Source organism: Pseudomonas sp. CFBP 8758 (assembly GCF_014841725.1).
GTDB classification, from domain to species: domain Bacteria; phylum Pseudomonadota; class Gammaproteobacteria; order Pseudomonadales; family Pseudomonadaceae; genus Aquipseudomonas; species Aquipseudomonas baltica.
This window is the reverse complement of sequence record NZ_JACYUK010000008.1, coordinates 20,902-40,669: the sequence shown is the minus strand read 5'-3', so window position 1 is coordinate 40,669 and position 19,768 is coordinate 20,902. Positions and strand designations below refer to the sequence as shown.

Sequence of the window (19,768 nt, the reverse complement as noted above, 5' to 3'; positions counted from 1 at the left end):
GCTCGATCCTTGAGCCTTGAGAGTCGCCGGGCGAGGATGGGTCCAGTGCCGCTGGTTGCGGCTCCAGACCCGAGGCGAGGTGCCAAGTGCTTGAACAATACGGATCGTGCCATTGCGACGGGTCACCGGCCCCGGGAGACGCGTCATGAATCAGGACACCCTGGTCGCTGGCGCCGCCGCGGCATCGGGCCTGGCACTGGCTGCGTCAGCTTCCTGGCCAGTCTTCGATAACCTGCTGGGCGCGGCACTGGGCGCCTGCCTGGTGATCAGCCGACAACAAGGCGCGAGCTGCACGCGCAAATTGACCAACCTGCTGCTGTCGGCCGGCGTCGGTCTGCTCTTCGCGCCAATGGTGCACGATCAGGTACCGCAACTTACCGGGGGCATTGCCGCTTTCGGCTGCGCACTGCTGGTGATTCCGCTGAGCGTGAAGTTGCGAGACTGGGTTCGGCGGCTGGACATCGAGGACATTCTGCGCCGTTTCAGAGGTTCCTGAGCCCGTCAGTTCGGGCGCCGCAGGCTGGCAACTTCCCGTTCCAGCTCACGCAGCCGTTTGCGCTCGAGCGCAACCTGGTGCACATGTTCCAGGTCCTGGGCACACAGCCCTTGCAGGGTGGCCAGCACCGCAACCACCGCATCGTCGGCGAGCAGGGTCTGCGGTTCGAGCAGCATGGCACCGCGGCCCAACAGCAACCAGTCGAGAGAAATGCCGTCGGTGCGCGCCAGCTCCATGCACAACGCGTACGGAATGCTGCAGCGAGCGCGCCAGCTGGCCAGGGTTTGCGGGCTGATGCTCAGGGCCTTGGCCAGCGCTGCGTCGTTGGAAGCCGCCAACAGATGCTTGAGCCGATTCAGCACTTCGGTTGTTTCAGAGGTACACACGTTGGGAACTTCCGCTTGACCCACTCAATTTGAGTATATTAATTTATTCGAATTGCATATTAATATTAACCCTAGTTCATAAATCAAGGATATCGAAGATGCAGCCCTACAACTTACATACATCATAACGAAATTTCCTACATGGCGTGGCTACTTAGACTCAATGTATTTAGCCGCCCGTTGTGCAAAGGCAAGACGCAGGTAGCGCCAGCAGTTCACTCAAGGAAGACTTACTTAAAATTTTGTAGTTGATCCCGGTGTCTCAGTGGTACGAGCACGGCGCGGGTCATAAGGTTTGAAGAATGAGCACTTACAAGATGGTTTGCCCTCACTGCAAGAACAGAATGCGCATCCGCACCAGCGAGGGCACCCATGTGTTCCTGCGCGTGGCATACCTGCAGTGTACGAACGAGATCTGTGGCTGGTCGGTGCGGGCGGAGTTCGAGATGACCCATGAGTTGTCGCCCAGCGGGGTGGCGAACCCTGATATTCATTTGCCCAGCGCGCCCATCGCCCTGCGTCGCGCGGCAAGCAAACCGGCCGAGACGGCTGGCGCCGCCTGACCGTCTGCCTGCGCCGGGCACCCGATCAGGGCGGCCGGCGCCGGTGCCAACAAGCAAACAAGCAAACAAGCAAACAAGCAACCATCGGCATGCCCGCGTTGCGCGGGCAGCTTTCGGATGTGTATCAGCCTACCGGCGTCAGCACTTTGCGCTCGTCGTGAAAATAACCCTGAATATTGCTCCACACCAGGTCGCCCATGGCCTGGCGTGTCTCGTGAGTGCCGCTGGCCAGGTGTGGCAGCAGGACGACGTTGTGCAGGTCGATGAGCGCCTGGGGCACATTGGGCTCGTCTTCATAGACATCCAGGCCGGCGCCTGCAATCCGACCCTCGCGCAGCGCCTCGATCAGCGCCGGTTGGTCGACCACGCTGCCGCGGGCGATATTGACCAGGAACCCCTTGCTGCCCAACAGGCCGATGCGCTTGGCATCGATCAGGCCTTCGGTGGACTTGCCACCGGGCACCGCCAGCACCAGCACGTCACAGTCGGCGATCATCGTATCCAGGTCGGCGTAATACTGGTAGGCGACACCGGCCTTGGGTTTGCGATTGTGGTAAAGCACCTGCATGTCAAACGCCGCAGCGCGCTTGGCGATGGACTCGCCGATATTGCCCAGGCCGACGATGCCGATCTTCTTGCCGCCGATCTTGCTGGCGAGCGGAAACTTGCCTTGGGTCCACTTGCCCGCGCGCACGAAGCGGTCGGCCTCGCTGTAGCGGCGCATCACATCCAGGGTCAGGGCCATGGCCGTATCGGCGACGCAATCATCCAGCACCGCCGGGGTGTTGGTGACCACGATGCCGCGGTCACGGGCGGCATCGACGGCGATCGAATCGTAGCCGACACCGAAGCTGAAGATGGCCTCGAGCTTGGGCAGGCGGGCGATCACTTCGCTGCTGGCGCCCAGGGCACCCGAGGTGACGATCGCCTTGATTCGCTCGCCGTGCTGCGCCAGCCAGGCGTCCTGATCGGGCAGTTCCCAAAAGCGGGTCGCGTCGAAGTGGGTTTCCACGGCCTCCTGCAGGCTGGGCAGCAGCGCGCCAATGATCAAGACGGGAACGTCGCGGGTCGATGGCTGTGTCATGAAACCTCCTGTTTGCATCGTTGAAATTGTTATGGAAGCCAGGCGTGGCGCAACGACGCCACGCAGCCCGTATGATGGACGACCAAGGTCATCGTACAACCTGCTCCAATGTGATTACAACCACACAGGCCTGCATCGCAGACAGCGGTTGTATGCTGAGCGTAACCCACTAGACTGCACCTACCTGCCGATCAAGAAGCCCCTGATGCCAGACGACGCACAGTATCGACCCGCCCTGAAGTCCGACAGTTCGGCCCAGCGCATGGCTATCCTCTTCGTGGCGCTGGTGGTCGTCTCGCTGATCGTGCTGGATGTATGGCAGACCCTCACCGCGCGCGCGCAGGCCATGCATGTCAGCGAGATCACCACGTCCAACCTGGCCCGCTCGCTGGCCCAGCATGCCGAAGACACCATCAAGCAATCGGACACGGTACTGCTGGGCCTGATCGAGCGCATCCAGGTCGACGGCACGGCGCCTGCCGAAGTGCAGCGTCTGCGCAACCTGATGCAGGGCTGGACGCGCTCGATGGAGCAGTTGCAGGGGCTGTTCATCTATGACAGCCAAGGGCGCTGGGTGGCCAGCTCCAATCTCGCGGATCCGCCAGGCATCAATAACGCCGACCGAGAATACTTCCGCTTTCACCAGGACAATCCCGACCCCGGGGTGCATGTCGGGCCGGTCATTCGCAGTCGTTCCACCAACGCCTTGGTGATTCCTGTCTCCAGGCGCCTGAGCAGTGCCGACGGCAAGTTTGCCGGCGTGGTGCTGGCTACCTTGAAAGTGGAATATTTCAACCAGTTCTACGCCGGCTTCGACCTGGACGAGCGCGGGGTCATCGCCCTGCTGCTCAACGACGGCACCATTTTGCTGCGCCGCCCGTTCGATGAGAACGTGATCGGCAGCAGCATGGCCAAGGGCAGGATCTTCAGCGAGATGTTGCCGCAATCTAGCCATGGCACGCTGATGCAGCGCTCGCTGGTGGACGATGTCGAGCGGATGTACAGCTACCAGGCGCTGCGCAATTACCCGCTGGTGCTGGAAACCGCCGAATCCAAGGCGTCACTGCTGGCCAACTGGTACGAGAACCTGCTGCGTTCGGCAGTCTTCGTGCTGGTGGTCGGGATAGCCTTGGGTCTGTGCGCGATGACACTGATCCGGCAGATTCGCCATGGCCTGCGCACCGAGGCGGAACTGCGCAATGCCCACGCCGCGCTGCAGAAGCTGGCGATGCAGGACGGCTTGACTGGCCTGGCCAACCGCCGCCAGCTGGACGCGGCGCTGCCCGACGAGATCGGTCGGGCGCGACGCAACGCCCGGCCGCTGGGCGTGATCATGCTCGACATCGACCATTTCAAGCGCTTCAACGACCTGTATGGACATCCCGCAGGGGATGAGTGCATCAAGGCCGTGGGCCAGGCGGTGCTGAGCTGTGTGGGCCGTTCGGGAGACCTGGTGGTGCGCTACGGCGGCGAGGAAATTCTGGTGCTGCTGCCCGAGAGTGACGAGGCCGGTGCCTGGCAGGTCGCCGAGAAGGTACTGCTGGCGGTGCGCGCGCTGGCGATTGCCCATGCGGGCAGCGACCTGGGAATGGTAACCATCAGCGCCGGTGTTCACGTATGGCGCAACAGCGACCCGGACGTACGCGCGCAGAGCCTGGTGGAAGCGGCGGATCAGGCGCTTTACCGGGCCAAGAGCTCGGGCCGCAACCGGGTCTATCCGCTGCAACCGCTGGTGGTCTAGCGCAAGGCCGCTTCAGAGCATCTGCTGGTTGGCGGCCATGGACTCGATGACCATGCTTTTCTGATCTTCGGACAGCGCGTCCCAGATATGCACCTTGGCGTAAAAGCCCAGGCTGCCGAGGATATAGAAGCTGAGCACAGCGATGGTCAGCAGCGTCAACCACGACCAACGGCCACCCTCCTCGGCTTCTTCATAGGTCGAGTAGGCGTTTTCGATGCGCTGATCGCGCATGGAGGCCAGGCTGGTGGTGACACGTTTGTAGCAATAGGACAGCAACAGCAGAAACAGGCGCAACATGGAAAAAAGGCCTCGGTGGGTGGCGGTGTGTGGGCGGCAGCCTGGAAAAAGGCGCGCTGGAAACGCAAAAAGCCCGTCTTGGACGGGCTTTTTTTATGGGTAGCGTGCTGTCGACCGGTCAGGCCCCGACGCTTGGGGTGAATTTTAGGCAGCTGCTTGGGCGCTGTAAACCGCACCGAGGCGCAGATGTATGACAACCAAGCCCGCTCGTCTGCGCAATCGCACGGCCCAGAGCGGCGCGCGGTGGCACTGCGGCACGCTGTCACACCGGCCACGACAGGCCTCCTGTGGGAGCGATCGGTGGCCGCGAACCGGGGGCCGAGGTGCATCAGCCCATCGGCGGCGCCTTTTCGCGGCCGCTGACCGCTCCTACGGGAAACACATCCTTGGCAACCATGGACAACCTCTGTAGGAGCGGTCCGTGGCCGCGAACCGGGCGCCGAGGTGTATCAGCCCATCGGCGGCGCCCTTTTCGCGGCCGCTGACCGCTCCTACGGGAAACGCATCCTTGGCAACCATGGACAACCTCTGTAGGAGCGGTCCGTGGCCGCGAACCGGGCGCCGAGGTGTATCAGCCCATCGGCGGCGCCCTTTTCGCGGCCGCTGACCGCTCCTACGGGAAATGTGCGAGCACTGATTCCCCGCGCGGCGCTTCTTGCTAGGCTTTTTGCAAAGGCAGCCTTTATCATGGCCACAGTTCCACACCAGAGCCGACCATGAAGTTTGCCATCGCTGTCTATTCGCCCGCCCACTCGCCGGCCTCGCGGCGCGCGCTGCTGTTCGCCCAAGCGGTCTTGGCTCAAGGCCACCAACTGCTGCGGGTGTTCTTCTACCAGGACGGCGTGCACACAGCTTCCAGCAACATCGTCACCGCGCAGGATGAAACCGACACGGCGTCGCAGTGGCGCGCTTTCGTCGTCGAACATCAGATAGACGCGGTGGTGTGCATCGCCGCGGCCCTGCGGCGCGGCGTGCTCGACGAAGAAGAAGCACGTCGCTACCAGCGCCCGGCCGCCAACCTGAGCCAACCCTGGCAGCTGTCCGGGCTGGGGCAATTGCACGAAGCCGCCCAGCAGGCCGATCGGCTCGTCAGCTTCGGGGGACATTGACATGGCCAAGTCCATGCTGATCATCAGCCGCCAAGCCCCCTGGGCAGGCCCCGCCGCGCGCGAGGCGCTGGACATCGCCCTGGCCGGCGGTGCCTACGACCTGCCGCTGGCCATGCTGTTTCTCGACGACGGTGTCTACCAACTGCTGGATGACCAGGCGCCGGATGCCGTGCAACAAAAGAATCTTGCGGCCAACCTGCAGGCGCTGCCGCTGTTCGGTGTCGAGGAGGTGTTCGTCTGCAGCGCCAGCCTGGCACGACGTGGCCTGGCCTCCTCGGGGCTGGCCCTGCCCGCGCAGGCACTTGCAGATGCGCAATTGCGCGAGCTGCTGGCGCGCTTCGACCTTGTGGTGACCTTGTAATGAGTACTCTTCACGTATTGTCACACTCGCCGTTCAGCGACCAGCGCCTGCACAGTTGCCTGCGTCTGCTGGGCGACGACGACGCCATTCTGCTCAGCGGCGATGCGGTCTACGCCCTGGCGCCCGGCAGCGAGCCCTGGGCAGCGCTGGCGAGCGCCGGCGTCGCCGTCTTTGCCCTGGCCGAAGATGCGCAGGCACGCGCTTTGCCGAACAACCCCGGGGTCGAACTGCTCGATTACCCGGCGTTCGTCGAGCTGACGCTGGCCTATGAAAAGGTCAATAGCTGGCTATGACGACACTCATCGTCGACGGGCGCAGCATCGCGCTGGATCAGGACGGCTACCTGCAGTCGCTCGCCGACTGGAGTCCGCAAGTCGCCCAGGCGCTGGCCGGCGCCGAGGATCTGCAACTGACCCCTGACCACTGGCAGATCATCGAGCTGCTGCGCCGCTTCCATGCCCAGTACCAGCTTTCGCCTGCCACCCGGCCGCTGATCAAGTACGTGGCGCAGCAACTGGGCGCTGACAAGGGCAACAGTCTGCACCTCAATCGCCTATTCAATGGCACTCCTGCCAAACTCGCTGCCAAGCTGGCGGGCCTGCCCAAACCGACCAATTGCATATGACCGACTACCCTGCACTGATGCTGGAAACCCCCGAAGAGCACCCGTTCGCCCAATTCGTGCGAGCCCTGGGCAAGGGTAAGCGCGGCGCACGCAACCTCACCGGTGAGGAAGCCCGCGAGGCCATGGGCATGCTGCTCGATGGCCGGGTGGAAGACGCACAGCTGGGTGCCTTCCTGATGCTGCTGCGGCACAAGGAAGAAAGCGCCGAGGAACTCGCCGGTTTCACCCTCGCCCTGCGCGAACGCCTGCAGGCGCCGGCGCTGGCAGTCGATCTGGACTGGCCGACCTACGCTGGCAAGAAGCGCCACTTGCCGTGGTACCTGCTGGCTGCGAAATGCTTGGGCGGCAGCGGCCGGCGCATATTCATGCACGGCGCGGGCGCCCACACCGCCGGGCGGCTGTACAGCGAACAACTGCTCGGGACCTTGAACATCGCGCTGTGTCGGGACTGGGATGCCGTCGGCCAGGCGCTCGACCAGCACGGCCTGGCGTTTTCCCCGTTGATGGACTGGGCAGCGCCACTGCAACGCATGATCGACCTGCGCAACACCTTGGGCCTGCGCTCGCCCATTCATTCGCTGGCGCGGATTCTCAACCCGCTCGGGGCACGCTGTGGCCTGCAGAGCATCTTCCACCCTGGCTACCAGGCAGTGCATCGCGATGCCAGCGGCCTGCTCGGCGACACGGCGATCGTGGTCAAGGGCGACGGTGGCGAAATCGAGATCAACCCGGACAGCGCCAGCCATCTCTATGGCACCGGCGACCACCTGCCCTGGGATGAGGAATGGCCTGCCCTGGCCGCCCAGCGCCACGTGAAGCCGCCGACTCTCGAAGTCGGCCACCTGGTTGAGTTCTGGCAGGGTGAGCGCCAGGACAGCTACGGCGAAATGGCCTTGATCTCCACCATGGCCCTGGCCCTGCGAGGGCTGGGCAGCTCCCGCGAGCAGGCCTTCGACGAAGCCCGCGCGCTGTGGGCGGCACGCGACCTGGCGGCGTGTACGAAGAAGAGCTGACAGCGCCCTCTGTGGGAGGTCTGTGGCCGCGAAACAGGCCCTGCGGCTTGCCTGATCCATCGCGGCGCCAGTTTCGCGGCCACTGACCGCTCCTACGGAGAATCGCGGCGCGTATGTAGCAGCGGCGCAAGCCGCGTCGGCGGTACATACGGTGTGCCCGGAATACCTGTGTAGCAGCGGCGCAAGCCGCGTCGGCGGTACATACGGTGTGCCCGGAATACCTGTGTAGCAGCGGCGCAACCGCGTCAGCGGTACACGCGCTGTGCCCGGAATACCCATGTAGCAGCGGCGCGAGCCGCGTCGGCGGCACACCTGGTATGGGCCGCTGCGGCGGAGCAGCGTGATACAGTTCGCCGATACGCACTCGGGAGACGACCATGGGTTTGCTGATCGAAGGACGCTGGCACGACCAGTGGTACGAAAGCAGCGAGGACGGCGCGTTTCAGCGCGAAACCTCGCAGCGCCGCCATTGGGTCACCGCCGACGGACAACCCGGCCCCAGTGGCCAGGGCGGCTTCAAGGCCGAAGCCGGTCGCTACCATCTGTACGTCTCGCTGGCGTGCCCGTGGGCCCATCGCACCCTGATCGTGCGCAAGCTCAAGGCCCTGGAAACGCTGATCGACGTATCGGTGGTGAGCTGGCACATGGGCGAGCACGGCTGGACGTTCGACAGCCAGACAGGCTCGAGCGGTGATCACCTCGAGCCTTTGCGCTACCTGCACGAACGCTACACCCGCGACGATCCGCGCTACACCGGCCGAGTCACGGTGCCGGTGCTGTGGGACAAGCAGCAGAGCCGTATCGTCAGCAACGAGTCGGCCGAGATCATTCGCATGTTCAACAGCGCCTTCGATGCCCTCACCGGCAATCGCCTGGACCTCTATCCCGAGTCGCTGCGCCCAGCCATAGACCGCGTCAACGACGCGGTTTACCCGAATGTGAACAACGGCGTCTATCGCGCCGGCTTTGCCACTTCGCAGCAGGCTTACGCCAGGGCGTTCGACGATGTATTCGCCGAACTCGACCGCCTCGAAGCCACGCTGGACACCCAGCGCTACCTGACCGGGGAGTCCCTGACCGAAGCCGACTGGCGCCTGTTCACCAGCCTGATCCGCTTCGACGCGGTGTACCACGGACACTTCAAGTGCAACCTGCGGCGCATCGCCGATTACCCGAACCTGTCGAACTGGCTGCGCGAGCTGTACCAATGGCCGGGCATCGCCCAGACGGTGGACTTCGAACACATCAAAGGCCACTACTACACCAGTCATCCGACCATCAACCCGACCGGTATCGTGCCCAAGGGGCCCGCGCAGGATTTCAACGCTGCCCATGACCGTGAGCGCCTTCACGGCCGGGGTATCTGGCAACACGGCGAGGGGTGAGCCCGGTGCAGTCCTCACTGTTCGATGAGCCACAACAACCCAGTCGTCGCGAATCCCTGGGCGAGCAGACCTTCGTCCTGCGTGGCTTCGCCCTGCCCTGGCTGGACGACATCCTGCCGGCCTTGCGCGAAGTGCTCAGGGCAGCCCCGTTTCGGCGCATGGAAACGCCCGGTGGGCACACCATGTCGGTGGCGTTGAGCAACTGCGGGCAGTTCGGTTGGAGCACGGATGCGCGAGGATATCGCTACGTTAGCGACGATCCTCTCACCGGCCGCCCGTGGCCGGTGCTGCCCGAGGTGCTGCGCACGCTGGCTCGGGAAGCAGCGGCAGCGGCCGGTTTCGATGATTTCATACCCGATGCCTGCCTGCTCAACCGCTACGTGCCGGGCGCCAGGATGTCCCTGCACCAGGATCGCGATGAACGTGACTACGGCGCGCCCATCGTTTCGGTTTCACTGGGCCTCGCGGCGATGTTCCAGCTCGGCGGCCTGCAGCGCAGCGACCGCCCGCTGCGCGTGCCCCTGCTGCACGGCGATGTAATGGTATGGGGCGGTGTCGACCGTCTGCGCTTTCACGGCGTGCTGCCGCTCAAGGAAGGCGTGCACCCGGTGATGGGCCCACAACGGATCAACTTCACCCTGCGCAAGGCTGGCTGAGCGCAAGCAGCGGAGTGTCAGTGCCCGCAGCAACGGCTAACATGGCTGCTTCGACGATCCACGGAATCGCGCCATGCCCACCCCCACCGCTCACCACAGCCAACTGGTTGCCGCCGCCTGCCGCCAGATCGAAGCCAGCGACGCTCTGCCCGAGTTGAGCGCGCTGGCCGAACGGGCCGGCTTGAGCCCATGGCACTTCCACCGGGTGTTCAAGGCCGTGACCGGGCTGACGCCGCGCAGCTATGCCAGTGCCCGACGGGCGCAGAAGGTCCGCGAGCAGCTTCAGCAGGGCAAATCCGTCACCGAAACCCTGTACGCCAGCGGCTTCAATTCATCCGGGCGGTTCTACGAGGCCGCCAACGGCATGCTCGGCATGACCCCGGCGGCCTTCCGCCAAGGGGGCAGCAAGGCTTCGATCCATTTCGCCCTTGCCCAATGCAGCCTTGGCGCGGTGCTGGTGGCCTGCAGCGAGCGCGGTGTGTGCGCGATCCTGCTCGGTGACGAGCCGCAAGCCTTGCTCGATGATCTGCAACGGCGCTTTCCCAAGGCAGCACTGATAGGCGCCGACTCAGACTTCGAAGCGATCGTGGCCAAGGTGCTGGGCTTCATCGAGGCGCCGAGGGCGGGTCTGGACTTGCCCCTGGACATTCGCGGCACGGCTTTCCAGCAACGGGTATGGCAAGCGCTGGGCAAGATCGAACCGGGCACTACCGCCAGCTACGCGCAGGTTGCGGCCAGCATCGGCGCGCCGAGCGCGGTACGTGCGGTGGCCGGGGCCTGCGCGGCGAACGCCCTGGCCGTGGCGGTACCCTGTCATCGAGTGGTACGCACCGACGGTGGGCTTTCCGGGTACCGCTGGGGTATCGAGCGCAAGCGCGAACTGCTCGAGCGCGAGCGTCGGCCTGACACGCCTTGACGCCGATCTCGTCAGTGGACTTCTCGCAGGCTGCGGACACCAGCGTGCAGGACTGGCAAAGCGCTATATATTTTGCTATATGACGGTAGTCTTTTTTCTCACAGAGCGCCGCCCAATGAAGTTTACCACCCGCCTGCTTGCCCTCGGCGCCGCCATGGCCCTCAACAGTGCGTACGCCGATGAGGTACAGGTGGCTGTCGCCGCCAATTTCACCGCCCCCATACAGGCCATCGCCAAAGCCTTCGAGGCCGACACCGGGCACAAGCTCGTCGCCGCCTATGGCTCGACCGGCCAGTTCTATACCCAGATCAAGAACGGCGCGCCGTTCGAAGTGTTCCTGGCCGCCGACGACAGCACCCCGGCAAAACTGGAAAGCGAGCAGGAAACCGTTCCGGGCTCACGCTTTACCTACGCCACCGGCACCCTGGCGCTGTGGTCGGCCAAGCCTGGCTACGTCGACGCCGAAGGCGCCGTGCTCAAGGGCAACAGCTATCAGCACCTGTCCATCGCCAACCCCAAGGCCGCACCCTACGGGCTGGCGGCGACCCAGGTGTTGGCGAAGATGAACCTGACCCAGGCCACCCAGCCCAAACTGGTCGAAGGGCAGAACATCACCCAGGCCTTCCAGTTCGTCTCGACCGGCAATGCCGAGCTGGGTTTCGTGGCACTGTCGCAGATCTACAAGGATGGCAAAGTCGAACAAGGATCGGCCTGGATCGTCCCGGCGGCCTTGCACGACCCGATCAAGCAGGACGCGGTGATTCTCAACAAAGGTCGTGACAGCGAAGCCGCCAAGGCGCTCATGCAATACCTGAAAGGCCCGGCAGCTGCGGCCATCATCAAGTCGTACGGCTACCAGATCTGATGCCGCTGGACGCCAGCGACCTGGGTGCGATCTGGCTGACGGTGAAGCTGGCCAGCCTGACCACGGTGATTCTGCTGCTGGTCGGTACGCCCGTCGCCTGGTGGCTGGCGCGCACCGCGTCGCCCTGGCGCGGCGCTGTCGGCGCAGTGGTCGCCCTGCCCCTGGTATTGCCGCCGACGGTCATCGGTTTCTACCTGTTGCTGCTGCTGGGCCCCCACGGTTTCATCGGCCAGGCAACGCAAGCGCTGGGTCTGGGCTCGGTGGTGTTCAGCTTCACCGGGCTGGTGATCGGTTCGGTGATCTACTCCATGCCTTTCGTGGTCCAGCCCCTGCAGAACGCTTTCAAAGCCATCGGCGAACGACCTCTGGAAGTGGCGGCGACCTTGCGTGCAAGCCCTTGGGATTGTTTCTTCACCGTGGTGCTGCCGCAGGCCAAGCCTGGTTTCGTCACGGCCAGCATTCTGGGCTTTGCCCATACCGTCGGTGAATTCGGCGTGGTACTGATGATCGGCGGCAACATACCGGACAAGACGCGGGTGGTGTCGGTGCAGATCTTCGACCATGTCGAAGCCATGGAATACGCCCAGGCACACTGGCTGGCCGGCGCCATGCTAGTGTTTTCCTTCGCCGTGCTGCTGTTGCTGCACCGCGGCCGTCAATCGCGCTCGGCGTGGAGTTGATGGAATGATCCGTGCCCGTATCGACATGAGCTATGGCGCGTTTTCGCTGGACGTCGACCTGCAACTGCCCGGACGCGGTGTCAGCGCGCTGTTCGGTGACTCCGGATCCGGCAAGACCACCTGCCTGCGCTGCCTGGCCGGGTTGGTGAAAGCACCCGATGCCTGCATCGAAGTCAATGGCGAGGTCTGGCAGGACAGCGCCAGGGGAATTTTCCTGGCGCCGCACAAGCGTGCGCTCGGCTATGTGTTCCAGGAAGCCAGCCTGTTCGAGCACCTGTCGGTGCGCGGCAATCTTGAATACGGCTGGCGGCGGATCAAGCCTGGTCAACGCAAGGTCGCGCTCGATCAGGCGTGCGACCTGCTTGGCATAGAACATCTGCTGGAACGCCAGCCGGCCAACCTGTCCGGCGGCGAACGGCAGCGCGTGGGCATCGCCCGCGCGCTGCTGACCAGCCCCGGGCTGCTGCTGATGGACGAGCCTCTGGCGGCGCTGGACAGCCGCCGCAAGGCCGAGATCCTGCCCTATCTGGAACGGTTGCATGACGAACTGGACATTCCCGTGGTGTACGTCAGCCATGCCCAGGATGAGGTCGCGCGGCTGGCCGACCATCTGGTGGTGCTGCAGCACGGCCGCGTGCTGGGCAGCGGGCCGCTGGGGCCGACGCTGGAGCGCCTCGATCTGCCCATGGCGCGCGAAGCCGACGCCGGTGTGGTCGTGCAGGCCACGGTCCGCGGCTACGATCCGGTCTATCAGCTGCTGTCCCTGCAACTGCCGGGGGCCGTCGAACCGCTGCGCGTCGCCCATACCCCTCGGGCGGTTGGCGACCGCTTGCGGGTCAAGATCCAGGCCCGTGACGTCAGCCTCAGCCTGAGCCCGGACGACGCCAGCAGCATCCTCAATCGTTTCGCCGTCACCGTCGAGCAGGTGTCGACAGCGCACAATCCGGCCCATGTGCAGCTGAGTCTGCGCGCCGGCGAGACAGTGATCCTGGCGCGAATCACCCGTTATTCGGCGGATCAGTTGGGGGTGGTGGCGGGCCTGCAGGCGTGGGCGCAGATCAAGGCCGTGGCGGTATTGGCCTGAGCACTGCAGCGCACCCGGACGCGGCTTGCGCCGCTGCTACGGACCGCGATCCCCTGTAGCAGCGGCGCGAGCCGCGTCATCGGCGCACGCAACCCACCTGACACCCCGCAGCGCACCCGGACGCGGCTTGCGCCGCTGCTACAGACCGCGATCCCCTGTAGCAGCGGCGCGAGCCGCGTCATCTGCGCATGCGATCCACCTGACACTCCGCAGCGCACCCGGACGCGGCTTGCGCCGCTGCTACAGATCGCGATCCCCTGTAGCAGCGGCGCGAGCCGCGTCATCGGCGCACGCAACCCACCTGACACCCCGCAGCGCACCCGGACGCGGCTTGCGCCGCTGCTACGGACCGCGATCCCCTGTAGCAGCGGCGCGAGCCGCGTCATCGGCGCATGCGATCCACCTGACACTCCGCAGCGCACCCGGACGCGGCTTGCGCCGCTGCTACAGATCGCGATCCCCTGTAGCAGCGGCGCGAGCCGCGTCATCGGCGCATGCGATCCACCTGACACCCCGCAGCGCACCCGGACGCGGCTTGCGCCGCTGCTACGGACCGCGAGCCCCTGTAGCAGCGGCGCGAGCCGCGTCATCGGCGCACGCAACCCACCTGACACTCCGCAGCGCACCCGGACGCGGCTTGCGCCGCTGCTACAGGTCTTGCGCACGCGGACGGGGCTACTCCCGGCGTATCGGTTGCAGCGTTTTCGGTTGCTGGAGACGTTCGCGCAGCGCGTCGGCGCTCAGCGGCTTGGCGAAGTAATCGCCCTGTCCGCGCAGGCAGCCGAGGTCGAACAACAGCAGATGATGCACCGCACTCTGCACGCCGGCCACCGTCAGTTCGATACCCAACGTGCGCGCGGCGACCGACATGTGCTGCACCACCGCCAAATGGCGCGACTGGTGCGGGGCTTCCAGCAGAAAGGGTGACGCCAGACGCAACTGGTTGATCGGCCACTGACACAGGCGCTGCAGCGAGGCACCGCCGAAACCGAACCCCTGCATGCCCAGGTCACAGCCCATCAACCGCACGCGCAACAGGGTTTCCAGGTATTCCGCCTTGGGCCGGGCCAGGCCGACATGGCTGAGCTCCAGTGCCACGCGGTGCTTGCCGGTCAGGTGCCCACGCAATATGCCCAACAACTCGTTCATCAGCGGCTGGTGACCGAGTTGTTCGAGCCGCATACCCAGGCTCAGGCCCACCTGCAATCCGGCTTGGGCAAGCTGCTGCTGCACCTCGACCGCCTGCTCGGCCATGTACAACAGCAACGCATTGCCCAGCCCGGCCCGCTCCACCGCCGGGCAGAACTGCGGCATGGCCAGCAGGCCATGGCGTGGATGCTGCCAGCTCAGTTGCGCATCGACGCTGCGGATGCGTCCGTCGGCCACCGTGCAGCGCGGCAGGAAGCACACCTCGAACTGGCCGCCAGCGATCGCCGCCTGCACCTCCACGCGCCCGATCCGCACCTTCGCAGGCGCTGGTACGAGCGCGCCGCGAGGCGTGTTCAAGGCCTCGAAGAATCGCTGCAAGCGGTTGAAGTCCAACGGGCTGCCAGCGTCGACCAGGTACTCCAGGCCGAGCATCGACACCCATTGGTACAGCCCGGTGCGCACTTCCGGCTCGATCCCGCCGCCGATCAGCACGGCGCGCACACGCTTGCGGGTAACCGCTTCCTGGATGATGCGCAATGCACCCACGCCCAGTACGTCGACGTTGCACACCAGCACATCGATGGGCTGGTGCTCGCGCAGCAACTGCAGCGCCTGCTCGCTGGTCTGCGCCTGGTACACGCACGAGCAACCCAACTGGCTGAGCATCTGCACCGCGATCGCACGCTGGAACCCATGACTTTCGACGAGTAACACCGTTGGCTTGATGTCTGACACGATCACTTCCCCTGTTTCTTCATGCCTATGTTCAACTCCGTGCAATGACCGGGATGCAGGCAATTTCCCAATACGCATCGGAAAATTCCTACGGTTTGCCGGATGTGCCGTGCCGTGCCAAGTAGTCATCGAGGCCAACCATGGCCGCCGCCAGATCGTCGACGCCACGCCGCATCCGCTCGGCCGAAGAGCTTGCCGTGCAGGCCTGTTCCAGGGCTTCGCAGGCCGCCAGCAGGCGTCGCGCCCGAACGATGCGGGCGCCGCCCTTGATCCGGTGCACCAGGTCGGCGACTTCGCCGGTCTGGTAGGGCTGAGACAGCGAATGCAGGCGCTTGAGGTCCTGCAGGTTGCTCTCGGCCAAATCATCGAGCAGGCGCAGCAACAGGCTGGCATCGCCGCCGGTGAGCTGATCGAGACTGCCCAGGTCGACGTCGTCTTCCGGCGCACCGAGCATGCGACGGGCGCGGTGCGGGTCCAGGTGCAGTGCCAGAGTTTCCAGGCTCAATGGTTTGAACAAGCAGTCATCCATGCCTTGCTGCAGGCAACGGCGGCGCTCGCTGATCTGGGCATTCGCCGTACAACCGAGGAACAGGCACGGTTCCTGATGCTTGCGCCGTTCGTGCTCACGCACCGCCTTGACCAACTGATAGCCATTGATGCCGGGCATGTTGCAGTCGCTGATGACCACGTCGTAGGCGCCGCGCAACCAGGCGCGCAACCCGGCAGCACCGTGCTCGGCTACCGTTACGCGGTGGCCGAGGAATGTCAGTTGGCGCTCAAGCAGCACCCGATTGGCGGGGTAGTCGTCGACCACCAGCACCTGCAACGCCGGCAGGTCAATGCGCGCAGGCTCGCGAGCGGCCGACGGCGGTGCGTTCGCGCCAGGCACCGCGTCGAACTGCAGCTGCACCCGCGTGCCGCAGCCAAGCACACTGTGCAATTCCAGCCTGCCACCCATCAGGTCGGCTAGGCTGCGGCAGATACTCAAGCCCAGACCGGCACCGACGCGGCTGCCGCGGCCACCGGCGGCCTGTCGATAAGGCGCGCCCAGGCGCAACAGGTCGGCCTGGGCAATGCCCTGCCCGCTGTCCTCCACACTCAGTTCGACCCGCGCGCCGTGCGCCTGCGGCCAGACCCCGAGCACCACCGAGACCTGCCCCTCGCGGGTGAACTTGATCGCGTTGCTCAGCAGGTTGGCGATGATCTGCTTGAACCGCACCGGGTCGACGCTGAGCCAGGTGTCGGGGGCACCGAGCACCTCCAGCTTGAGCCGCAGGTATTTCTCCCGTGCCTGGGCCTGGAACAGCCCCACGGTTTCCCCGGCCAGTTGCCCCAGCTGGCACGGCGCCGGCAGCAGTTCCAGGCGACCGGCCTCGATGCGCGTGACATCGAGAATATCCCCGATCAACGCCAGCAGACCGTTGGCCGACTGCGAGGCAACCTCCAGCGCAGGCTTGTCGAGCATGCCCTGCTCGGCTTTCTTCAGGGCCAGTTCGAGCATGCCCAGCACGGCGTTCATCGGCGTGCGGATTTCATGGCTCATGGTTGCCAGGAAGGTGGTCTTGGCCTGGTTGGCCGCTTCGGCCTGCGCTTGGGCGTCACGGTACGCCTGGCACAGGCGCTGGCGCTCGGTGATGTCGACCCACCCGGCGATCAGACCCTGGATTCGTCCGTCGCCGCCGCGGTACGGCAGCATCCAGTGGTGAATGATCAGCACCTCGCCCGACGGCAAGGTCAGCGTGCGATCCTCGACCACTGGCTCGCCGTGCTCCATGGCTTGCAGATACGCGTCCTGGGCCAACTGGGCGTGCCGTTCTTCGAGCAGGCCATAGCCGGTCAGCGGCTTGTTTAGGATCGCCTCGCGGGTCACACCCAGGGCTTGCAGGTAACTGGTGTTGCAGTTGATCAGGCGTGCCTGGCGATCTCGGATGTAGATCGGATGGGGTGTGCCGTCGATCATTACCCGCATGAACTCCAGCTGTGTGGTCAGGGCCCGTTCGGCATCGACCCGCTGGCGGATCAGACGCTTGAGGTAGCTGACCCAGCCCAGTGCCAGCAGCAACAATAGCGAGGCGGCGGCGAACCCCTGGATGATGGCCCAGCGGTAACGTTGCCAAAGGCCATCGGCGACGATCATTTCGGTGCGCCAATGGCGCGTCAGCTCGCTCATGTGTGGCGGCGGAATGTCCTGCAGGGCGCTGTCGAGGATCGACTGCAGCACCTGGGCCCGGGGCGAGACGGCGAACGCGAAATGTACCGGCGCCACCGGCAGCGCCGCGCTGACGCGCAGCCGACCACGGTACTGCCGCGCGATCATGTAGCGCGCCGCGATCAATGGCAGCACCGCCGCGTCGGCCTGACCGCGGTCGAGCATGGCCAGGGCCTCGGCGGAGCTTGCCGCGCGCAGGCGGTCGATCGAGGGGTAGTGTTCCTGCAGCCACTCATGCAGCAGGCTGCCCTCCACCAGCACCACCCGCTTGCCCGCCGATTGCTCCAGCGAAACCGGCTCGCGCCCGCCCTCGCGCGTGACCAGCACCGGGGAGCTGCTCAGGTAGCCGCGGCTGAACGCCAGGCGAGTCTGGCGCTCCGGGCTGGGAATCATCGCGGCGATCAGATCGGCCTCGCCGCGCTCGATCATTTCGCTCATGCGCGTGAGCGAGGTGCTTTCGATCACCTCGATGGCGAGCCCGGTGCGCCGCGCGATCTGGTGCAGCACGTCGGCGGCCACGCCGGCGAAGCGGCCCTGATCGTCACGGTAGCTGACCGGCACGAAGCGCGGATCCATCAGCACCCGCAGTTCGGTACGCCCGGCCAGCCATTGGCGCTGCGTGGCGGTCAGGGGCAGTGCAGCCGGTTCCGCCACGCGCGGGCGCTCGACGCTCCAGCGCCGAGCGATGGCCGCCCGGGCCTCGTCGGGCACCACCGCCAGGGCCTTGTCGAGCAGCCGCAGCAGACGCGCATCGCGTGGGTTCACGGCGAAGCCGAAAGCATTGCCGCCAATGCCCTCGGCCGGTTGCAGGCGCAGGCCGGGCAGCTGGCTGCCGTCGGCCTGGTGGAACACCGCCAGCGCGCCACCGACGAACAGATCGGCCTGCTGATAGGCCACCGCTGCCAGGGCGTTCGAGGGTGTCGGATGCAATTGCAGCTGGCCCTCCGGGAAGCGTTCGCGGACCTCGCTCGCTGCGACGTGATCGCGCACCAGGGCAATGCGCAGCGGCGCGGTCGCGTCGAGCGACTGGCCGGGTCGCATGGCGAGCACAGGCTGATCCTGTATGTAGGCGTCGGAAAGCAGCAGGCCGTGACGCAAGGCTTCACGGCGGCTGGTGGTGCCCAACACTTGCACCTCGCCCGCTTCGAGAGCGGCAAGCGCAAGCTCGCGGGAAGGATAGGCCTGCACCTCGACATCCAGTTCGAGCAGCCGAGCCACCAGCGCCAGGTAGTCGGCGCTGATTCCCTCATAGCTGCCGCCATTGGCGGAGAGGTCGAAAGGGCCGTAGTCCGGACGGCTCACGGCGACGCGCAAAACGCGTCGTGCGCGCAGCCACTGTCGGTCGCGGTCGGCCAGTTGCATGTGCAACCGCTCGAACCAGGCAGGCTCGGGCTGCGAGCGTCCGTGCAACGGCAGCACCTGGGCATGGGCAAGTGCTGTGCCGGCCAGCCACACCAGCACCCAGCGAGTGCTGCGGCCGACCCACGCGATCAGGCTCATCACACCAGGAAGTTACGTTTGGCGAGCTCGGCCAGTTCCACCAGCGAGCTCATCTGCAGCTTGTCCATCAGGCGGAACTTGTAGGTGCTCACGGTCTTGTTGCTCAGCAGCATCAATTCGCCGATGGCCTTGTTGCTCAGCCCGCGAGCCAGGTGCTGGAGGATGGTCAGCTCGCGATTGGTCAGGCGCGCGATGCACTCCGTTTCGCTGCCCAGCCCGTCACTGCTGCGCACCGAGCTGAAAGCCACGACCGGAAAATAGGTGAACCCGGAGCCGATGGCCGTCACCGCCTTGCGCAGCTCGTTGAGGTCATCACGCTTGGACACATAGCCCATGGCGCCCAGCTTCATGCAGCGCAGGGAGAAGTGCTCGGCGGCCTGGGAAGTGAGAATGACGATACGGCTGCTGGTTCCCAGCTCCTTGATTCTGGCGATGACTTCCATGCCGTCCAGCCCGGGAAGGGAAATATCCAGGACGATCAGGTCGGGTTGGTGAGTCTTTGCCATCAGGACTCCGTCGACACCGTCCTGGGCCTCCGCCACTACGCTGAAGCGTTCCTGTTTGAGCAAGAGTTTGACGCTCGATCGAATGAACGGGTGATCATCGATTATCAGTGCTGTACGCATGTCTTTCTCCTGAGTGCGTGAGCGCGGGACGGCGCCTGCATGCCCGGCGCGGGCTTCCTTTGCAGCGTTCTGCATCGACTCTGTTGGTTCTGGATCAGGAGACAGCTGTCAAGCGCAGACGAGGCCATCTACCGTAGGAGTGTTCCGTAAATTCAGGCCGAAGTCGGTCGTCAAATTCTGAATTAGCGATGGGAAGGTTCCGGGATACCTGAAGGAAATTTTCCCGCGCACCGTAGGATGTCCGTGTCCGTGTCACCCTCCGTGTTCGGCGGCGGCAGTATTGCTGCG

General features: G+C 65.0%; 20 protein-coding genes. 14 read left to right on the top strand and 6 right to left on the bottom strand.

What is annotated here, in order from left to right:
- Positions 1-145 precede the first annotated feature (145 nt).
- Positions 146-496 (top strand): hypothetical protein, encoded by a 351-nt coding sequence (locus IFT75_RS17825; protein ID WP_185793290.1) that lies wholly within the window; start codon positions 146-148, stop codon positions 494-496.
- A 5-nt stretch (positions 497-501) separates the two neighbouring features.
- On the opposite strand, the gene IFT75_RS17820 is transcribed toward IFT75_RS17825, so the two are convergent.
- Positions 502-882, bottom strand: coding sequence for a helix-turn-helix domain-containing protein (locus IFT75_RS17820; protein WP_185793289.1), 381 nt, complete (start codon positions 880-882; stop codon positions 502-504).
- A gap of 302 nt (positions 883-1,184) precedes the next feature.
- Here IFT75_RS17820 and IFT75_RS17815 point away from each other — a divergent pair, with 302 nt between their 5' ends.
- Positions 1,185-1,445, top strand: a complete 261-nt coding sequence (locus tag IFT75_RS17815) for an ogr/Delta-like zinc finger family protein (protein ID WP_122477941.1) — start codon at positions 1,185-1,187, stop codon at positions 1,443-1,445.
- 124 nt (positions 1,446-1,569) lie between these two features.
- Here IFT75_RS17815 and IFT75_RS17810 read toward each other — a convergent pair whose 3' ends face one another.
- Positions 1,570-2,529: a 2-hydroxyacid dehydrogenase gene (locus IFT75_RS17810; RefSeq protein ID WP_185793288.1), complete on the bottom strand. Its 960-nt coding sequence runs from the start codon at positions 2,527-2,529 to the stop codon at positions 1,570-1,572.
- 205 nt (positions 2,530-2,734) lie between these two features.
- On the opposite strand from IFT75_RS17810, the gene IFT75_RS17805 reads away from it, so the two are divergent.
- On the top strand, positions 2,735-4,270 hold the full coding sequence (locus IFT75_RS17805; protein ID WP_192055962.1) for a sensor domain-containing diguanylate cyclase: 1,536 nt from the start codon (positions 2,735-2,737) through the stop codon (positions 4,268-4,270).
- 12 nt (positions 4,271-4,282) lie between these two features.
- Here IFT75_RS17805 and IFT75_RS17800 read toward each other — a convergent pair whose 3' ends face one another.
- Entirely contained in the window at positions 4,283-4,567 is a 285-nt protein-coding gene (locus IFT75_RS17800; RefSeq protein ID WP_192055960.1) for a hypothetical protein, read from the bottom strand.
- Positions 4,568-5,283: 716 nt separating this feature from the next.
- Here IFT75_RS17800 and tusD point away from each other — a divergent pair.
- From tusD to modC, 11 genes are all read left to right on the top strand, one after another.
- Positions 5,284-5,676 carry a sulfurtransferase complex subunit TusD gene (tusD, locus tag IFT75_RS17795; RefSeq protein WP_192055958.1) on the top strand — a complete coding sequence of 131 codons (393 nt, stop codon included), beginning with the start codon at positions 5,284-5,286 and terminating at the stop codon, positions 5,674-5,676.
- Position 5,677: 1 nt separating this feature from the next.
- On the top strand, positions 5,678-6,037 hold the full coding sequence (gene tusC / locus IFT75_RS17790) for a sulfurtransferase complex subunit TusC (RefSeq protein WP_192055956.1): 360 nt from the start codon (positions 5,678-5,680) through the stop codon (positions 6,035-6,037).
- Positions 6,037-6,330, top strand: a complete 294-nt coding sequence (gene tusB / locus IFT75_RS17785; protein WP_122477931.1) for a sulfurtransferase complex subunit TusB — start codon at positions 6,037-6,039, stop codon at positions 6,328-6,330. The genes tusC and tusB overlap by 1 nt, the downstream gene beginning before the upstream one ends.
- Complete coding sequence (locus tag IFT75_RS17780) at positions 6,327-6,662, top strand: TusE/DsrC/DsvC family sulfur relay protein (RefSeq protein ID WP_185793283.1); 336 nt, start codon at positions 6,327-6,329, stop codon at positions 6,660-6,662. The genes tusB and IFT75_RS17780 overlap by 4 nt, the downstream gene beginning before the upstream one ends.
- Positions 6,659-7,675: a glycosyl transferase family protein gene (locus IFT75_RS17775; RefSeq protein WP_192055954.1), complete on the top strand. Its 1,017-nt coding sequence runs from the start codon at positions 6,659-6,661 to the stop codon at positions 7,673-7,675. The genes IFT75_RS17780 and IFT75_RS17775 overlap by 4 nt, the downstream gene beginning before the upstream one ends.
- Before the next feature lie 377 nt (positions 7,676-8,052).
- A complete protein-coding gene (locus IFT75_RS17770; protein WP_192055952.1) occupies positions 8,053-9,060 on the top strand; it encodes a glutathione S-transferase family protein in 1,008 nt (335 codons plus the stop codon).
- A 5-nt stretch (positions 9,061-9,065) separates the two neighbouring features.
- A complete protein-coding gene (gene alkB, locus IFT75_RS17765) occupies positions 9,066-9,716 on the top strand; it encodes a DNA oxidative demethylase AlkB (protein ID WP_122478261.1) in 651 nt (216 codons plus the stop codon).
- A 73-nt stretch (positions 9,717-9,789) separates the two neighbouring features.
- Complete coding sequence (gene ada, locus IFT75_RS17760) at positions 9,790-10,632, top strand: bifunctional DNA-binding transcriptional regulator/O6-methylguanine-DNA methyltransferase Ada (protein ID WP_185793279.1); 843 nt, start codon at positions 9,790-9,792, stop codon at positions 10,630-10,632.
- A 115-nt stretch (positions 10,633-10,747) separates the two neighbouring features.
- Positions 10,748-11,497 carry a molybdate ABC transporter substrate-binding protein gene (modA, locus tag IFT75_RS17755; RefSeq protein WP_185793278.1) on the top strand — a complete coding sequence of 250 codons (750 nt, stop codon included), beginning with the start codon at positions 10,748-10,750 and terminating at the stop codon, positions 11,495-11,497.
- Positions 11,497-12,177, top strand: a complete 681-nt coding sequence (modB, locus tag IFT75_RS17750) for a molybdate ABC transporter permease subunit (protein WP_122477920.1) — start codon at positions 11,497-11,499, stop codon at positions 12,175-12,177. Before modA ends, modB begins: the two co-directional genes overlap by 1 nt.
- 4 nt (positions 12,178-12,181) lie before the next feature.
- Positions 12,182-13,261, top strand: coding sequence for a molybdenum ABC transporter ATP-binding protein (gene modC, locus IFT75_RS17745; RefSeq protein WP_192055950.1), 1,080 nt, complete (start codon positions 12,182-12,184; stop codon positions 13,259-13,261).
- 675 nt (positions 13,262-13,936) lie between these two features.
- On the opposite strand, the gene IFT75_RS17740 is transcribed toward modC, so the two are convergent.
- The 3 genes from IFT75_RS17740 to IFT75_RS17730 form a co-directional block, all read right to left on the bottom strand.
- Complete coding sequence (locus IFT75_RS17740; protein WP_163007560.1) at positions 13,937-15,145, bottom strand: EAL domain-containing protein; 1,209 nt, start codon at positions 15,143-15,145, stop codon at positions 13,937-13,939.
- Positions 15,146-15,233: 88 nt separating this feature from the next.
- A complete protein-coding gene (locus IFT75_RS17735; protein ID WP_192055948.1) occupies positions 15,234-18,854 on the bottom strand; it encodes a transporter substrate-binding domain-containing protein in 3,621 nt (1,206 codons plus the stop codon).
- Positions 18,854-19,480 (bottom strand): response regulator transcription factor, encoded by a 627-nt coding sequence (locus IFT75_RS17730; RefSeq protein WP_185793275.1) that lies wholly within the window; start codon positions 19,478-19,480, stop codon positions 18,854-18,856. Before IFT75_RS17730 ends, IFT75_RS17735 begins: the two co-directional genes overlap by 1 nt.
- Positions 19,481-19,768 lie beyond the last annotated feature (288 nt).

Bases quoted from the DNA above. Each gene is read 5' to 3' on its own strand.
- tusC (WP_192055956.1), top strand. From the start codon at position 5,678: ATGGCCAAGTCCATGCTGATCATCAGCCGCCAAGCCCCCTGGGCAGGC.
- modB (WP_122477920.1), top strand. From the start codon at position 11,497: ATGCCGCTGGACGCCAGCGACCTGGGTGCGATCTGGCTGACGGTGAAG.
- IFT75_RS17730 (WP_185793275.1), bottom strand. From the start codon at position 19,480: ATGCGTACAGCACTGATAATCGATGATCACCCGTTCATTCGATCGAGC.
- IFT75_RS17815 (WP_122477941.1), top strand. From the start codon at position 1,185: ATGAGCACTTACAAGATGGTTTGCCCTCACTGCAAGAACAGAATGCGC.
- IFT75_RS17780 (WP_185793283.1), top strand. From the start codon at position 6,327: ATGACGACACTCATCGTCGACGGGCGCAGCATCGCGCTGGATCAGGAC.
- tusB (WP_122477931.1), top strand. From the start codon at position 6,037: ATGAGTACTCTTCACGTATTGTCACACTCGCCGTTCAGCGACCAGCGC.
- IFT75_RS17825 (WP_185793290.1), top strand. From the start codon at position 146: ATGAATCAGGACACCCTGGTCGCTGGCGCCGCCGCGGCATCGGGCCTG.
- ada (WP_185793279.1), top strand. From the start codon at position 9,790: ATGCCCACCCCCACCGCTCACCACAGCCAACTGGTTGCCGCCGCCTGC.
- IFT75_RS17770 (WP_192055952.1), top strand. From the start codon at position 8,053: ATGGGTTTGCTGATCGAAGGACGCTGGCACGACCAGTGGTACGAAAGC.
- tusD (WP_192055958.1), top strand. From the start codon at position 5,284: ATGAAGTTTGCCATCGCTGTCTATTCGCCCGCCCACTCGCCGGCCTCG.
- IFT75_RS17800 (WP_192055960.1), bottom strand. From the start codon at position 4,567: ATGTTGCGCCTGTTTCTGCTGTTGCTGTCCTATTGCTACAAACGTGTC.
- IFT75_RS17805 (WP_192055962.1), top strand. From the start codon at position 2,735: ATGCCAGACGACGCACAGTATCGACCCGCCCTGAAGTCCGACAGTTCG.
- IFT75_RS17775 (WP_192055954.1), top strand. From the start codon at position 6,659: ATGACCGACTACCCTGCACTGATGCTGGAAACCCCCGAAGAGCACCCG.
- IFT75_RS17735 (WP_192055948.1), bottom strand. From the start codon at position 18,854: ATGAGCCTGATCGCGTGGGTCGGCCGCAGCACTCGCTGGGTGCTGGTG.
- IFT75_RS17810 (WP_185793288.1), bottom strand. From the start codon at position 2,529: ATGACACAGCCATCGACCCGCGACGTTCCCGTCTTGATCATTGGCGCG.
- modC (WP_192055950.1), top strand. From the start codon at position 12,182: ATGATCCGTGCCCGTATCGACATGAGCTATGGCGCGTTTTCGCTGGAC.
- modA (WP_185793278.1), top strand. From the start codon at position 10,748: ATGAAGTTTACCACCCGCCTGCTTGCCCTCGGCGCCGCCATGGCCCTC.